We start from the raw sequence: 17,180 nt of genomic DNA, 5'->3' as shown, positions 1-17,180 counted from the left end.
GACGAGCGGGTCGGTCGTCGGCTGGCGGCGGTGCTGGGTGGTGCCGAGGATCAGGTGGCGGTGCGTTCTTCGGGTGTCTACGGCCGCAGGTTCGTCCGGGCCGTCCAGCCCGTCGGCCGGGTCGACGGGTGGACGCCGTCCGGGACGGTGCTGGTGACCGGTGGTCTGGGGGCGTTGGGTGCGTCGGTGGCTCGTTGGCTGGCCGGGCGTGGTGTGCCGCATCTGGTGCTGACCGGTCGTCGTGGTGTCGAGACGCCGGGCGCGGGTGAGCTGGTGGCCGAACTGACGGGCCTGGGTGTCCGGGTGACGGTCGTGGCCTGTGATGTGGCGGACCGGGAGTCGGTGGTGGCGCTGCTGGCGGGGATTCCGGCCGAGTTGCCGCTGAGCGGTGTGGTGCACACCGCGGGTGTGGTGGACGACGGGATGCTGGACGCGCAGTCGGCGGAGCGTTTCGAGACGGTCTTCGCGGGCAAGGTCGGCGGGTTGTTGCACCTGGACGAGCTGACGGCCGGGCTGGAGTTGGACCTGTTCGTGGTGTTCTCCTCGCTGGCGGGCACTCTGGGCAGTGCCGGGCAGGGCAACTACGCGGCGGCGAACGCCTTCCTGGACGCCTGGATCCAGCGGCGCCGCGACCGCGGTCTCGCCGGACTCTCGATCGCCTGGGGCGCCTGGGCGGAGCAGGGCATGGCCACCGAGGACGTGGTGGCCGACCGGGTCCGGCGCGCCGGACTGACGCCGATGGACGCACGACTGGCGATGGAGGCGATGGCCAGGGCCGTCGACCACGGCGAGGACCTCGTGGCGATCGCCGACGTCGACTGGGCGCGGATGCTGCCCGCCTTCGCCGGGGCCAGGACCAGCCCGCTGCTGGCCGAGCTGCCCGAAGCGGGCCGGGCCGACCGGGCCGACCGGGCCGGCCGGGCCGGCGACGCCGGGGCGGAAGCGACCGGGGCGCAGGGGCTCGCGGAGCTGCCCCCCGCTCAGCGCGACCGGGCGCTGCTGGACCTGATCCGCAGCTGCGCGGCCGCGGTGCTGGGGCACGCGTCGAGCGCGAGCGTCGAACCGGGCCGGGCCTTCCGCGACATCGGCTTCGACTCGCTGACCGCGGTGGCGTTCCGCAACCTGATCGGTGCCCGCACCGGCCTCCGGCTGCCGGCCACCCTGGTCTTCGACCACCCGACGCCGATCGCCCTGGGCGAGTTCCTGTTCGCGGAGCTGTACGGTGCGGCCGACCCGGTGCCGGCGCCGGACACCGCGTCCGTCGCCGCCGAGGACGAGCCGATCGCGATCGTCGGTATGGCCTGCCGGTTCCCGGGCGGCGCCCGGACGCCGGAGGCCCTGTGGGCGCTGCTCTCCGGCAACGGGGACGCGATGACCGGCTTCCCCGCCGACCGCGGGTGGGACCTCGCCGACCGGTCGGGCTCGTACGCGGCCGTCGGCGGCTTCCTCGACGGCGTCGCGGAGTTCGACGCCACGCTGTTCGGCATCTCGCCGCGCGAGGCGCTGGCGATGGACCCCCAGCAGCGCCTGCTGCTGGAGACGGTCTGGGAGACCTTCGAGTCCGCCGGAATGGACCCGCGGTCCGCGCGGGGCCGGTCCGTCGGCGTCTTCGCGGGCACCAACGGCCAGGACTACCCGACGCTGCTCGCCGCCGCCGAGGACAAGGTCGAGGGGCACGTCGCCACCGGCAACGCGGCGGCGGTGCTCTCCGGCCGGGTGGCGTACGCCTTCGGCCTCGAAGGACCGGCGCTGACCGTGGACACGGCCTGCTCCGCCTCGCTGGTGGCCCTGCACCTCGCGGCGCAGGCGCTGCGCCGGGGCGAGTGCGAACTGGCGCTGGCCGGCGGTGTCACCGTGATGTCCACGCCGGGCGTGTTCAGCGAGTTCGACCGCCAGGGCGGGCTGGCCGCCGACGGCCGCTGCAAGGCCTTCGCGGCGGACGCGGACGGTACGGGCTGGGGCGAGGGCGTCGGCGTCCTGCTGGTCGAGCGGCTCTCGGACGCGCGCCGCAACGGGCACCGGGTGCTGGCGGTGGTGCGGGGCAGCGCGGTCAACCAGGACGGCGCCTCCAACGGCCTCACCGCCCCGAACGGCCCCGCCCAGCAGCGGGTGATCCGCCAGGCCCTCGCCAACGCCGGACTGACGGCCGCGGACGTGGACGCCGTCGAGGCGCACGGCACCGGCACCAGGCTCGGCGACCCGATCGAGGCCCAGGCGCTGCTGGCCACCTACGGCCGGGAGCGGGCGGGCGAACCGCTCTGGCTCGGCTCGATCAAGTCCAACATCGGCCACACCCAGGCGGCAGCCGGTGTGGCGGGTGTGATCAAGATGGTGCAGGCGCTGCGGCACGGCGTGCTGCCGGCCACCCTGCACGTCGGTGAGCCGTCGCCCCAGGTCGACTGGTCGGCGGGCGCGGTGGAACTGCTCACCGAGTCCCGCCCGTGGCCCGAGCTGGACCGGCCGCGCCGGGCCGGTGTCTCCTCCTTCGGCATCAGCGGCACCAACGCCCACATCATCCTGGAGTCCGCCCCGGCGGACCCGGTGGAGTCGGCGGAAGCGGTGGAGCCCCCGGCCGCCGTGCCGGCGGGCGGTCTGCCGTGGCTGCTCTCCGGGCAGAGCGCCGAATCGCTGCGGGCCCAGGCGCAACGGCTCGCCGCGCACCTGGACGCCGAACCCGGCCACGACCCGGTGGACGCGGCCTGGTCGCTGGCGACCGGACGGGCCGGGCTGGCGCACCGCGCCGTCGTGCTCGGCGCCGACCGGGACGCGCTGCGCTCCGGCGCCGGGGCGCTCGCCTCGGCGGCCTTCTCGGCGGACGTGGTCACCGGCACCGTGCGGGAGGGCCGCCTGGCCTTCCTGTTCACCGGCCAGGGCGCCCAGCGCGCAGGCATGGGACGGGAGTTGTACGACGCGCAGCCGGTGTTCGCGGAGGCCTTCGACGCGGTCTGCGCGGAGTTCGACCTGTTGCTGGACCGGCCGGTGAAGGACGTGGTGTTCGCGGGTGCGGAGGACCTGGACCGGACGGTGTGGGCGCAGGCCGGGCTGTTCGCGGTCGAGGTGGCGTCGTTCCGGTTGCTCGAATCCTGGGGTGTGGCACCGGAGTTCCTGCTCGGGCACTCGATCGGTGAGATCGCGGCCGCCCATGTGGCGGGCGTGTTCTCGCTGGCCGACGCGTGCGCCCTGGTGGCGGCGCGCGGCCGGCTGATGCAGGCGCTGCCCGAGGGTGGGGCGATGCTGGCGGTGCAGGCCACCGAGGCCGAGGTGCGCGACGCGATCGGCGACCGCCTGGACGTGGCGGCCGTCAACGGCCCGACCTCCGTGGTGGTTTCGGGCCCGACCGAGGTGGTCGAGGAGTTCGCGGCCCGCTGGAAGGCCGAGGGCCGCAAGACCAGCCGGCTCACCGTCTCGCACGCCTTCCACTCGGCGCTGATGGAGCCGATGCTCGCCGAATTCGCCGCCGTGCTCGGCGGGTTGACCTTCGCCGAGCCGCGCATCCCGGTCGTCTCCGACCTGACCGGCGAACTCGCCGAGCCCGGCCTGCTGTCCACGCCGGACTACTGGCTGCGCCAGGTCCGTGAGGCCGTCCGCTTCGCCGACGGCGTCGAGGCCCTGCACCGCGAGGGCGTGACCCGCTTCGTGGAGCTCGGCCCCGACGGCGTGCTCTGCGCGCTGGCCCAGCAGTCCGTCGCCGAGGCCGTGTTCGCCCCCGTGATGCGGCGCGACCGGGACGAGGCCGGGACGGCGCTGCACGCGCTGGCCCGGCTCTGGACGGCCGGCGCCGAGGTGGACTGGCCGGCGGTCCTGCCGCGCGGCCGGCGGGTCGACCTGCCGACGTACGCCTTCCACCACGAGCGGTTCTGGCCGACCCCGGCGCCCGCGCCGCTGCCGTCCGGGGACGCCGTGGAGTCCCGGTTCTGGGAGGCCGTCGAGCGCGAGGACCTGGCCGAACTGGCGGGCACGCTGCGCCTCGGCGAGCGGTCCGAGGTGCTCGGCGAGATCCTGCCCGCGCTCTCCTCCTGGCGCCGACTGCGCCGCCGGGACTCGGTGCTCGACAGCTGGCGCTACGAGGTCACCTGGAAGCCGGTCCCGGCCCCGGTCGCCGAGCCCGAACTGGACGGGAGCTGGCTGGTGCTGGTCCTCGACGGGACCGACCGGGACCTGGCCGAGGGCGTGCGCACGGCGATCCGCTCCGCCGGGGCGCGCACCGTCGACCTCGTGCTGGACCCGGCGGACCTCGACCGGGCCGCTCTGGCGGCCCGCCTCCTGGCCGCGGTCGAGGGCGTGCCCGACGTGGCCGGCGCGGTGTTGCTGGCCGCCGCCCACGACGGCCCGGACGCCGACCGCGCCGTGTCGCCGGCCGTGGCCGCCACCCTGGTGACGGTGCAGGCGCTCGGCGACGCCAACCTGAAGACGCCGCTGTGGGCGCTCACCCGCGGCGCCGTCCGGACCGGCCCCGGCGGCCTGCTCGCCGACCCGGCGCAGGCGCAGGTGTGGGGCCTCGGCCGGGTCGCCGCGCTGGAGCACCCGCAGCGCTGGGGCGGTCTGGTCGACCTGCCGGAGACCGTGGACGCGGCGGCCGGCCGGACCCTGGCCGGCGTGCTGGGCGGCACACCGGGCGAGGACCAGGTCGCGGTGCGCGGCGCGGGCGAGGCCCTCGTCCGGCGCCTCGTCCGGGTCGACGCCACCGACGGTACGGCGGAGCCCTCGTGGGCGCCGTCCGGCCCCGGCACGGTGCTGGTCACCGGCGGAACCGGCGCGCTGGGCGCGGTGGTCGCCCGCTGGCTCGCCGAGTCCGGCGTCACCCGGCTGCTGCTGACCGGCCGCCGCGGCCCGGAGGCGCCCGGCGTCGCCGAACTCGTCGCCGAACTCGCCGAACTGGGCGCCGAGGCGACCGTCGCGGCCTGCGACGCCGCCGACCGCGAGGCGCTGGCGGCGGTGTTGGCGCAGGTCCCGTCCGACGCCCCGCTGATCGGCGTGGTGCACGCGGCCGGGGTCCTGGACGACGGCACGCTCGACGCCCTCACCCCGGAGCGGTTCGCCACCGTCCTGGCGGCGAAGGCGTCCGGCCTGGTGCACCTGGACGAACTCACCGGTGACCTGGACTTCTTCGTGGCGTTCTCCTCGCTGGCCGGCACCGTCGGCAGCGCCGGACAGGGCAACTACGCCGCGGCGAACGCCTTCCTGGACGCCTGGATGGAGCACCGGCACGACCGGGGCCTGCCCGGCGTGTCGGTGGCCTGGGGCCCGTGGGCGCAGGACGGCATGGCCACCGGTCAGGTGGTGACGGACCGGCTGCGCCGCAGCGGGGTCCCGGCGATGGACCCGCGTTCGGCGGTCCGGGCGCTGGCCCGGGCGATCGGCGGGGACCGGCCGAACCTGGTGGTCGCGGACATCGACTGGCCCACCTTCGCGCCCCGGTTCGCCGGGACGCGGCCGAACCCGCTGATGCGCGACCTGGCGGAGTTCGCGGCGCTGGTCCCGTCGGTGGCCGAGACGGTCGTGCTCGACGGCTCCGCCGGGCTGCGCCGGGAACTGGCGGCGCTGCCCGCCCCGCAGCGGCAGCGGATGCTGCTCGACCTGGTCCGCGCCCGCGCCGCCGCGGTCCTCGGCCGCGACAGCGCCGAGGCCGTCGCACCGGACCAGGCGTTCCGCTCGATCGGGTTCGACTCGCTGATCGCGGTGGAGTTCCGCAACCTGCTGCACCACGAGACCGGTCTCAACCTGCCGGCCACGCTGGTGTTCGACCACCCGACGCCCACCGCGCTCGGTGCCCACCTCGGCAGCCTGCTGCTGCCCGAGGAGGCCGACCGGACGGTCGACCTGGTGGCGGACCTGGACCGGCTGGAGGCCAGGCTGCTGCGGCTCGACGCCGACGAGCGGGAACGGGCGGACGTCGCCGCCCGGCTCCAGGGCCTGCTGGCCCGCCTGGCGGGCACGGGCGAGACGCAATCGGACGACGCGCTGGACGACGCCAGCGCCGATGAGGTCCTCGACCTCATCCGGAAGGAATTCGGGGGCCCGGCTTGATCGTCGTCGAGGCACCGTTCGTGAAGGGGAAGATCCATGGCGGATGACCAGAAGCTGCTCGACCATCTGAAGTGGGTGACGGGCGAGCTCCGCCAGGCGCACCGCCGGATCCGCACCATCGAGGACCGCGCGCAGGAGCCGATCGCCATCGTCGGCATGGGCTGCCGCTTCCCCGGTGGGGTGCGGACGCCCGCCGAGCTGTGGCGGCTGGTGGCCGAACGCACCGACGCGGTCGGCGACTTCCCGACCAACCGGGGCTGGGCCGAGGACGAGGACGACGACTACGCCCGGCAGGGCGGCTTCCTCCACGACGCCGACGAGTTCGACGCGGCGTTCTTCGGCATCAGCCCGCGCGAGGCCACCGCCATGGACCCGCAGCAGCGCCTGCTGCTGGAGGCCTCCTGGGAGGCCTTCGAGGCCGCCGGCCTGAACCCGCGCGCGCTGCGCGGCAGCCGTACCGGCGTGTTCGCGGGCACCAACGGCCAGGACTACGGCCTGGTCGCGCTCGCCTCCCCGGAGGGCCTGGAGGGGCACATCGCCACCGGCACCACCGCCAGCGTGATGTCCGGCCGGCTCTCGTACGTGTTCGGGCTGGAGGGCCCGGCGGTCACCGTGGACACGGCCTGCTCGTCCTCGCTGGTGGCCATGCACCTCGCGGCGCACGCGCTGCGCTCCGGCGAGTGCGACCTGGCCCTCGCGGGCGGCGCCACCGTGATGTCCACCCCCGGCGGGTATGCCAGCTTCAACCGGCAGGGCGGGCTGGCGGCGGACGGCCGCTGCAAGGCCTTCGCGGCGGACGCGGACGGTACGGGCTGGGGCGAGGGCGTCGGCGTGCTGGTGCTGGAGCGGCTGTCGGACGCGCAGCGGCTCGGGCACGAGGTGCTGGCGGTGGTCCGGGGGAGCGCGGTCAACCAGGACGGTGCGTCGAACGGTCTGACGGCGCCGAACGGCCCGTCGCAGGAGCGGGTGATCCGGCAGGCGCTGGCCAACGCCCGCCTGGAGGCGACCGAGGTGGACGCCGTCGAGGCGCACGGCACCGGAACCAGCCTGGGCGACCCGATCGAGGCGCAGGCGCTGCTGGCCACCTACGGGCAGGAGCGCCCCGAGGGGCGGCCGCTGTGGCTGGGCTCGATCAAGTCGAACATCGGGCACACCCAGGCGGCGGCCGGTGTGGCGGGCGTCATCAAGATGGTGCAGGCGATGCGGCAGGGCGTCCTGCCGGCCACTCTGCACGCGGACGCGCCGTCCCCGCACGTCGACTGGACGACCGGCGCGGTCGAGCTGCTGACCGAGGCCCGGCCGTGGCCGGAGGCGGACCGTCCGCGTCGCGCGGGTGTGTCCTCTTTCGGGATCAGCGGTACCAACGCCCACGTCATCCTGGAGTCGGCGCCGGTGGCTTCGGCGGAGGGGGCTCCGGTGGAGGAGCCTCCGGCGCTGAACGGCGTGGCGCCGTGGCCGGTGTCGGGCGGATCGTCCGAGGCGCTGGCGGCGCAGGCCGGTCGACTGGCCGAATTCCTCGGCGGGAAGCCGGAGTTCGCACCGTTGGAGGTGGCGGGGACGCTGCTCTCCCGGGCCGCGCTGGCCCACCGTGCGGTGGTGCTCGGCGACGACCGGGCGGCGCTGCTGGACGGCCTGGTCGCGCTGGCGGACGGCCGCCCCTCCGGCGGGGTCGTGACCGGTGTCGCGACGGAGGGGCGGACGGCGTTCCTGTTCACCGGTCAGGGTGCGCAGCGGGTCGGCATGGGCCGGGAGTTGTACGAGGCGTTCCCGGTGTTCGCGTCGGCGTTCGACGCGGTCTGCGCGGAGCTGGACGGGAGGCTCGGGCGGTCGGTGCGGGAGGTCGTTTTCGACGGCGTCGAGGACCTGGACCGTACGGTGTGGGCGCAGGCCGGGCTGTTCGCGGTCGAGGTCGCGTCCTTCCGGCTGCTGGAATCCTGGGGCGTGGTCCCGGACGTGCTGCTCGGGCACTCGATCGGCGAGGTGGCGGCCGCCCATGTGGCGGGCGTGTTCTCGCTGGCGGACGCGTGCGCCCTGGTGGCGGCGCGCGGCCGGCTGATGCAGGCGCTGCCGAGCGGCGGTGCGATGCTGGCGGTGCAGGCCGCCGAGGCCGAGGTGCGCTCGGAGATCGGCGGCCGCCTGGACGTCGCGGCCGTCAACGGCCCGACCTCCGTGGTGGTTTCCGGACCGGTCGAAACGATCGAGGAGTACGCCGCGCGCTGGAAGGCCGACGGCCGCAAGGCCCGTCGACTGACCGTCTCGCACGCCTTCCACTCGGCCCTGATGGAGCCGATGCTCGCCGAATTCGCCGCCGTCCTCGCGAAGTTGACCTTCGCCGAGCCGCAGGTCCCGATCGTGTCGAACCTGACCGGCGGGATCGCCGAGCCGGGGCTGCTCACCACCCCCGACTACTGGGTCCGTCAGGTCCGCGAGGCCGTCCGCTTCGCCGACGGCGTCGAAGCGCTGCACGGCCTGGGCGTCACCCGCTACGTCGAGCTGGGCCCGGACGCCGTGCTGTCGGGTCTGGTCGGTCAGCAGCTCGCCGAGGGCGTGGTCGCCCCGCTGATGCGCCGTGACCGCGTGGAGTCCGAGACCGCGCTGACCGCGCTCGCCACCCTGTGGACGAGCGGCACCGAACTCGACTGGTCCCTGGCCGTCACCGGTGGACGCCGCCTCGACCTGCCGACCTACGCCTTCCAGCGGCAACGGTACTGGCCGAAGCCGACCGCCGGGGCGGGCGACGTGAAGGCCCTCGGCCAGACCGGGGCCCGGCACCCGCTGCTGGGCGCGGTCGTCGCCCTGCACGGCGGGGGACTGGTGCTGACCGGGCGGCTGAGCCTGGCCGTGCACCCCTGGCTCGCCGACCACGCCGTCCTGGAGACCGTGCTCGTCCCCGGCACCGCCCTGGTGGAGATGGCGCTGAGGGCGGGCCGCGAGGCCGGCTGCGAGGTGCTGCGCGAGCTGGTGATCCAGTCGCCGCTGGTGCTGCCGCAGCAGGGCGGCGTCGCCGTCCAGGTGAGCGTCTCCGAGGCCGACGAGGCCGGGGACCGCACCGTGCAGGTCCTGTCGCGCTCCGAGGCGGAGGACTCCGCGTGGGTGTGCCACGGGACCGGGGTGCTCTCCCCGGCGGGCGCCGCCGCCCCGGCCGCCGACGGCTCCGCCACCCCGGCCGCCGACGGCTCCGCCGTTGCCGGGACCTGGCCGCCCGTGGGGGCCGAGCCCGTGGACCTCGACGGCTTCTACGACCGCCTGACGGCCGTCGGCTACGGCTACGGACCGGTGTTCCAGGGCCTGCACGCGGCCTGGAGCGACGGCGACAGCGTCCACGCCGAGGTGCTGCTCCCCGAGGCCGCCGCCGGTCAGGCGCAGGCGTACGGACTGCATCCCGCGCTGCTGGACGCCGCGCTGCACGCGGTCGGCTTCTCCGCCGCCGTGGACGCCCACCGGGCCGCCCGGATGCCGTTCGCCTGGACCGGCGTCCGGCTGCACGCGGCCGGTGCCGCCGTGCTGCGGGTCACCCTGACCGTGACCGCCGACGGCGTGGCGCTGAGCGTCGCCGACGGCACCGGGGCACCCGTCATGACCATCGAGTCCCTGGTGCTGCGGGAGGTCGAGGCCGAGCAGCTGCGCCCCGCCGTCGGCCCGGCCGTCACCGAGGCGCTGTTCGCGCTGGACTGGACCCCGGTCACGTCGGCGGGCGCCGCCGGTGCCGGCCCCGCGACCTGGGCCGTGCTCGGTGCGCCCGCCCCGGGTGGCGCGGACACCCCCGCGCCCGCCGTCCCGCCGCTCGACGCGCCCCGGTACGCCGGGCTCGCCGAGCTGGTCGCCGCGCTCGACGACGGACGCCCGGCGCCGCAGGCCGTGGTGCTGCCCGTCCCCACGACCGCCGCCGAGGCCGTCGACCTGCCGGCCCGGGTGCGGGAGACGGCCGGCCGCCTCCTGACGGACCTCCAGGCCTGGCTGGCCGAGGAGCGGCTGGCGGACACCCGGCTGGTGGTCGTGACCCGCGGCGCCGTCGCCGTCGGCCAGGAGCCCGTCGACCTGGTCGCCGCCGCGGTCCGGGGCCTGGTCCGCTCCGCGCAGACCGAGAACCCCGGCCGGATCGTGCTGGTCGACCTGGACGGCGAGGCCCCGGCCGACGACTGGTGCCCGGTCGCCGCCCACGGCGACGAGCCGGTGCTGGCCGTCCGCGACGGCGCCGTCCTCGCCGCCCGGCTGGCCCGGCCCTCGGACACGCTCGCCGTGCCGTCCGGCCGGGAGGCCTGGCGCCTGGACACCCTCGGCCCGGGGACGCTGGAGAACCTCGCCCTGGTCCCCGCGCCGGACGCCGACCGGCCGCTCGGCCCCGGCGAGGTGCGGGTCGCCGTCCGCGCCGCCGGCGTGAACTTCCGCGACGTGCTGCTCGCGCTCGGCATGTACCCGGAGCGCGCGCCGATGGGCGCCGAGGCGTCCGGCGTGGTGGTCGGGACCGGCCCCGGCGTCACCGACCTCGCCCCCGGCGACCGGGTGTTCGGCTTCTTCTCCGGCGGCATCGCCGCCACCGCGGTCACGGCCCGCGACCTGCTGGCCCGCATCCCCGACGGCTGGACCTTCGGCCGGGCCGCCGCCGTCCCGCTGGTGTTCGCGACGGCCTACTACGGGCTGCGCGACCTGGCCGACGTCCGGCCCGGCGAGTCCGTGCTGGTGCACGCCGCGGCCGGGGGCGTCGGCATGGCCGCCGTCCAGCTCGGCCGGCACCTGGGCCTCGACGTCTACGGCACGGCCAGCGCCGGCAAGTGGGACGTACTGCGCGCCCAGGGCCTCGACGACACCCGCATCGCCTCCTCCCGCGACCTGGACTTCGAGGAGTCCTTCCGGGCCGCCACCGGCGGACGCGGCGTGGACGTCGTGCTCAACGCGCTGGCCGGCGAGTTCGTCGACGCCTCGCTGCGCCTGCTCGCGCCCGGCGGCCGCTTCCTGGAGATGGGCAAGGCCGACGTCCGCACCGACCTCCCGCGCGAGGACGTCCGCTACCGCGCCTTCGACCTCGGCGAGGCCGGACCGGTGCGGATGGGCGAGATCCTCGCCGAGGTCATCGCCCTGTTCGACGCCGGCGCGCTGCACGACCTGCCGACCACGGCCTGGGACGTGCGCAACGCCGTCGAGGCCTTCCGGCACATCGGCCAGGCCCGGCACATCGGCAAGAACGTCCTCACCGTCCCGGCGCCGCTCGACCCCGAGGGCACCGTCCTGATCACCGGCGGCACCGGCACCCTGGGCGGGCTGCTGGCCCGCCACCTGGCGGCCGGGCACGGCGTGCGGCACCTGCTCCTGCTGAGCCGTCAGGGCCCGGCCGCCGCCGGCGCCGCGGAGCTGGTCGCCGAACTGCGGGAACTGGGCGCCGAGGCGACCGTCGCGGCCTGCGACGCCGCCGACCGCGAGGCGCTGGCCGCGGTGCTCGCCGCGATCCCCGCCGAGCACCCGCTCACCGGCGTCGTGCACACCGCGGGCGTCCTGGACGACGGCGTGTTCGGCGCGCTCACCCCGGCCCGGCTCGGCGCGGTGCTGCGCCCCAAGGTGGACGCGGCCGTCAACCTGCACGAGCTCACCGCCGACGCCGACCTGGCCGCGTTCGTGCTCTACTCCTCCGCCGCGGGGACCTTCGGCACCGGCGGCCAGGCCAACTACGCGGCCGCGAACGCCTTCCTGGACGCCCTCGCCGCGCACCGCCGGGCGCACGGCCTGCCCGCGCAGTCGCTCGGCTGGGGCCTGTGGGCGAAGGCCAGCGCCCTCACCGGGCACCTCGCCGAGGGTTCCACCGTGACCAGCGGCGACCGGCTCTCCGGCACGCTGACCGCCGAGCTCGGACTGGCCCTCCACGATCGCGCGGCCGCCCTGCCCGCCGCGCACCTGCTGCCGGTCCCGCTCGACCTCGCGGCCGCCCGCGCCTCGGGCGCCGAGCCGCCGTCCCTGCTGCGCGGCCTGGTCCGCCCCACCCTGCGGCAGGCCGCCGACGGCCCGGTGACGGGCGGGCAGGCCACGCTGGAACGCCGCCTCCGGGGCCTGGAGGCCGGCGAGCGGCGGCAACTGCTGCTCGACCTGGTCCGGACGAACACGGCCACCGTGCTCGGCCACGCGGGTGCCGAGGCCGTCGGGCCGCAGCAGGCGTTCAAGGACCTCGGCGTCGACTCGCTGGCCGCGGTGGAACTGCGCAACCGGCTGAACACCGCCACCGGCCGGCGGCTGCCCGCCACCCTGGTGTTCGACTACCCGACGGCCGCGGCCCTCGCGGACTTCCTCGCCACCCTGCTGCTCGGCGCGGCCGAGGAGGCCGACCGGCCCCGCGCGACGGCTGCCGTCGCCGACCCCGGCGAGCCGATCGCCATCGTCGGCATGTCCTGCCGCTTCCCCGGCCACGTGGCCTCCCCGGCCGACCTGTGGCGACTGGTCTCCACGGGCGGGGACGGGATCGTGGGGTTCCCGGCCGACCGCGGCTGGGACCTCACCGGGCAGTCCGGCGCCTACGCCACCCTCGGGGGCTTCGTCGACGGCGTCGCGGACTTCGACGCCGGGCTGTTCGGGATCTCGCCGCGCGAGGCGCTGGCGATGGACCCGCAGCAGCGCCTGCTGCTGGAGGCGTCCTGGGAGGCCTTCGAATCCGCCGGCCTCGATCCCAAGGCGCTCAAGGGCGAGCCGATCGGCGTCTTCGCCGGCGCCGCGCCCTCCTACTACGGCGTCGACGTGGACCTGCCCCAGGACACCGAGGGGCACCGGCTGACCGGTGGCGCCACCAGCGTCCTGTCCGGCCGGGTGGCGTACGCGTTCGGGCTGGAGGGCCCGGCGATGACCGTGGACACGGCCTGCTCGTCCTCGCTGGTCGCGCTGCACCTCGCGGCGCAGGCGCTGCGCTCCGGCGAGTGCGACCTGGCCCTCGCGAGCGGGGTGACGGTGATGACCGGCTCCGGGGTGTTCACCGAGTTCGCCCGGCAGGGCGGGCTGGCGGCGGACGGCCGCTGCAAGCCCTTCGCGGCCGGCGCGGACGGTACGGGCTGGGGCGAGGGCGTCGGCGTGCTGGTGGTCGAGCGGCTGTCGGACGCCCGGCGGCTCGGGCACCAGGTGCTGGCGGTGGTCCGGGGCAGCGCGGTCAACCAGGACGGCGCGTCCAACGGTCTGACCGCTCCGAACGGTCCGGCTCAGCAGCGGGTGATCCGGCAGGCGCTGGCGAGTGCCGGGCTGTCGGCCGCCGAGGTGGACGCGGTGGAGGCGCACGGCACCGGCACCAGCCTGGGCGACCCGATCGAGGCCCAGGCGCTGCTGGCCACCTACGGCCAGGGCCGCGGTGACGAGCCGCTGTGGCTGGGCTCGATCAAGTCGAACATCGGGCACACCCAGGCCGCGGCCGGTGTGGCGGGCGTCATCAAGATGGTGCAGGCGCTGCGGCACGGCGTGCTCCCGGCGACGTTGCACGCCGAGCAGCGGACCTCCGAGGTGGACTGGTCGGCGGGCGCGGTCGAGCTGCTGACCGAGGCCCGCCCGTGGCCGGAGGCCGGTCGCCCGCGTCGCGCGGGCGTGTCCTCCTTCGGGATCAGCGGCACCAACGCCCACGTGATCCTGGAGGCCGCTCCGACGGTGGCGGTCGAGGAGACGGAGGCAGTAGAGGGCGTGCTGCCGTGGCTCGTGTCGGGACGCTCGGCCGGCGCGCTGGCGGCGCAGGCCGGGCGGCTGGCCGAATTCCTCGGCGGAGAGCCGGAGTTCGCGCCGGTGGAGGTGGCGTCGACGCTGCTCTCCCGAGCCGCGCTGGAGCACCGCGCGGTGGTGTTCGGCGACGGCCGGGCGGCGCTGCGGGACGGTCTGGCCGCGCTGGCGGACGGGCGCTCCTCGGGCGGGGTCGTCTCCGGGATCGCGACGGAGGGCCGGACGGCGTTCCTGTTCACGGGGCAGGGTGCGCAGCGGGTCGGCATGGGCCGGGACCTGTACGAGGCGTTCCCCGCCTTCGCGGCGGCCTTCGACGCGGTCTGCGCGGAGTTCGACCTGCTGCTGGACCGGCCGGTGAAGGACGCGGTGTTCGACGGCGTCGAGGATCTGGACCGGACGGTGTGGGCGCAGGCCGGGCTGTTCGCGGTCGAGGTCGCCTCGTACCGGCTGCTCGAATCCTGGGGCGTGACGGCCGACTTCCTGCTCGGGCACTCGATCGGTGAGATCGCGGCCGCCCATGCGGCGGGCGTGTTCTCGCTGGCGGACGCGTGCGCCCTGGTGGCGGCGCGCGGCCGGCTGATGCAGGCGCTGCCCGAGGGCGGGGCGATGCTCGCCGTGCAGGCCACCGAGGCCGAGGTCCGCGACGCGATCGGCGACCGGCTGGACGTCGCGGCCGTCAACGGCCCCACCTCCCTCGTGGTCTCCGGTCCGGTCGAAACCATCGAGGAGTTCGCGGCCCGCTGGAAGGCCGAGGGCCGCAAGACCCGCCGGCTCACCGTCTCGCACGCCTTCCACTCGGCGCTGATGGAGCCGATGCTCGAAGAATTCGCCGCCGTGCTCGGCGGGTTGACCTTCGCCGAGCCGCGGATCCCGGTCGTCTCCAACCTGACCGGCGGGATCGCCGAACCCGGCCTCCTCGCCACCCCCGACTACTGGGTGCGACAGGTCCGCGAGGCCGTCCGCTTCGCCGACGGCGTCGAGGCCCTGCACCGCGAGGGCGTCACCCGCTACGTCGAGCTGGGCCCGGACGGTGTGCTGACCGCGCTCGCCGCGCAGAGCGCGCCCGACGCGGTCGGCGTGCCGCTGCTGCGCAAGGACCGGGACGGCCGCGAGACCGTCCTGACCGCGCTGGCCGCGCTCTGGACGGCGGGCGCCGGAATCGACTGGTCCGCGCTGCTGCCCACGGCCCGTCACCTTCCGCTGCCGACCTACGCCTTCCAACGGGACCGCTACTGGCCGGACCCGGCCCAGGCCCCGGCCGGCAAGCCGCAGGACGCCGACCCGGCGGACCCGGCGGAGGCAGGGTTCTGGGCCGCCGTGGAACGCGGCGACCTCGCGGAGCTGGCCGACACGCTGGACCTCGGCCCGCAGGCGCTGGACCCGGTCGTGCCCGCGCTCGCCGCGTGGCGGACCCGGCGCCGCCGGGACGCGACGATCGACGGCTGGCGCTACCGCGTCGACTGGACGCCGCTGACCGGCCTGCCCGCCACGGGGCTGCTGGACGGCGGCTGGCTGGTCGTCGCGCCGCAGGACTCCGAGCTGACCGAGTGGGCCACCGACGCGCTCCGGTCCGCCGGGGCCGAGGTCACCGTCGTGGTCGACCCGGGCACCGGCCGGGACGCGCTGGCCGCCCGGCTCGCCGAGGCGTCCGGAGCGGCTGGTGAGGTGTCCGGCGTCCTGTCGCTGACCGCCGCGGTCGGCTCCGCGCTGCCCGGATCGGCGCTGCCCGAGGGCACCGCCGCCACCGTGGCCCTGCTCCAGGCGCTCGGCGGCGCGGGGGTCGAGGCGCCGCTCTGGGTGGCCACCCGGGGTGCCGTCCGCACCGGCGGGGACGATCCGCTGGACAGCCCGGCCCAGGCGTCGGTCTGGGGCCTGGGCCGGGTGGCCGCGCTGGAGAACCCGGAGCGCTGGGGCGGCCTGGTCGACCTGCCGGTCACCGTGGACGCCCGTGCCGCCGACCTGCTGACCGTCCTGCTCGGCGAGGACCCCGGCGAGGACCAGGTCGCGATCCGCGGGACGGGCCTGCTGGCCCGCCGACTGGTGCGCGCCCCGCTGGACACCGCCGTTCCGGCGCCCGAGGGCTGGCGGCCCACCGGAACGGTCCTGGTGACCGGCGGGCTGGGCGCGCTCGGCGCCGACTCCGCCCGGTGGCTGGCCCGGCGCGGCGCCGCGCACCTGGTGCTGCTCGGCCGGCGCGGGGCGGACACCCCCGGTGCGCGGGAGCTCGCGGCCGAACTGGCCGGGTACGGCAGCCGGGTCACCCTCGCCGCGTGCGACGTGGCCGACCGCGACGCCCTGGCCCGCGTGCTGGCCGCCGTGCCGCAGGACCTGCCGCTGACCGCCGTGCTGCACGCCGCCGGGGTCGACGGCCTGGGCCGGCTGGACGAGGCCGACACCGACCGGCTCGACGCGGTGCTGGCCGCGAAGCTCGGGGGAGCGGTGCACCTGCACGAGCTGACCGCCGGTCTCGACCTGGAGCAGTTCGTCGTCTTCTCCTCGATCGCCGCGGTCTGGGGCGGCGGCGGACAGGGCGCGTACGCGGCGGGCAACGCCTTCCTGGACGCCCTGGTGGAGCACCGCCGGGCCCGCGGCCTGGCCGGCACCTCGGTGGCCTGGGGAGCGTGGGCGGGCGCCGGACTGGCCGTCAGCGGGGACACCGGCGGCCTGCTGCGCCGCGGCGTCACCCCGATGGATCCCGAACTCGGCGTTCAGGCCCTCGCCCAGGCCGTCGACCGGGCGGAGAGCGCTCTGACCGTGGCCGACGTGGACTGGGCGGTCTTCGGTGCGGCGTTCACCTCCGCCCGGCCCAGCCCGTTGCTGCACGAGCTGCTGGACGAGCCGACGGCGGCCGCGGGCGCGGAGCCGGCCGCGACGGGAGACGCCGACGAGGCGTCCGCCCTCGCCGCCCGGCTGGCGTCGGCGCCGCCGCGCCGGCGCCCGCAGATCCTGGTCGACGTGGTGCGGGCCGAGGCGGCCACCGTGCTGCGCTACCAGGACGGCCGTACCGTCGCGGCCGGCCAGGCGTTCAAGGACCTCGGCTTCGACTCCTTGACCGCGGTCGAGCTGCGCGACCGGCTGAGCCGGGTGACCGGCCTGCGCCTGCCGCCGAGCCTGGTGTTCAACCACCGCACCCCCCAGCGGGTGGCCGCCTTCCTCGGTGAGGAGCTGGGCGTCCTGGTCGAGGAGCGGCCCGCCGGGCCGGACGAGGCGGCGGTCCGCGCGGCGCTGGCGGCCATCCCGATCGAGCGGCTGCGGGAGGCCGGACTGATGGACACCCTGCTGAGCCTGGCGGACCCGGCGCCGTCGGGCACACCCGGCACACCCGACCGGCCCGACGGCCCGGACCAGCCGGACGGTCCGGACGTGCCGGACGACCTGGACGACCTGGACGACCTTGATGATCTGGACGATCTGGACGCCGACGCGCTGATCGAGATGGCCCTGAACACCGAACGAGACGACGCCTGAGCCATGGAGAAATC

Annotated in this window: 2 protein-coding genes; both read left to right on the top strand. The window is 76.4% G+C overall.

The features are described 5' to 3' along the window. The coding region (locus ACZ6EM_RS30720) for a type I polyketide synthase (RefSeq protein ID WP_465773753.1) at positions 1 to 6,027 on the top strand (6,027 nt) is incomplete at its 5' end. Between the two features lie 36 nt (positions 6,028 to 6,063). After that, entirely contained in the window at positions 6,064 to 17,166 is an 11,103-nt protein-coding gene (locus ACZ6EM_RS30715) for a type I polyketide synthase (RefSeq protein ID WP_465773752.1), read from the top strand. The last annotated feature ends 14 nt before the right edge of the window (positions 17,167 to 17,180 follow it).

Source organism: Kitasatospora sp. NPDC041917 (assembly GCF_055589745.1).
Note: the sequence above shows the minus strand (reverse complement) of the source record. Positions and strands in the feature narration are given on the sequence as shown.

Bases quoted from the DNA above. Each gene is read 5' to 3' on its own strand.
- ACZ6EM_RS30715 (WP_465773752.1), top strand. From the start codon at position 6,064: ATGGCGGATGACCAGAAGCTGCTCGACCATCTGAAGTGGGTGACGGGC.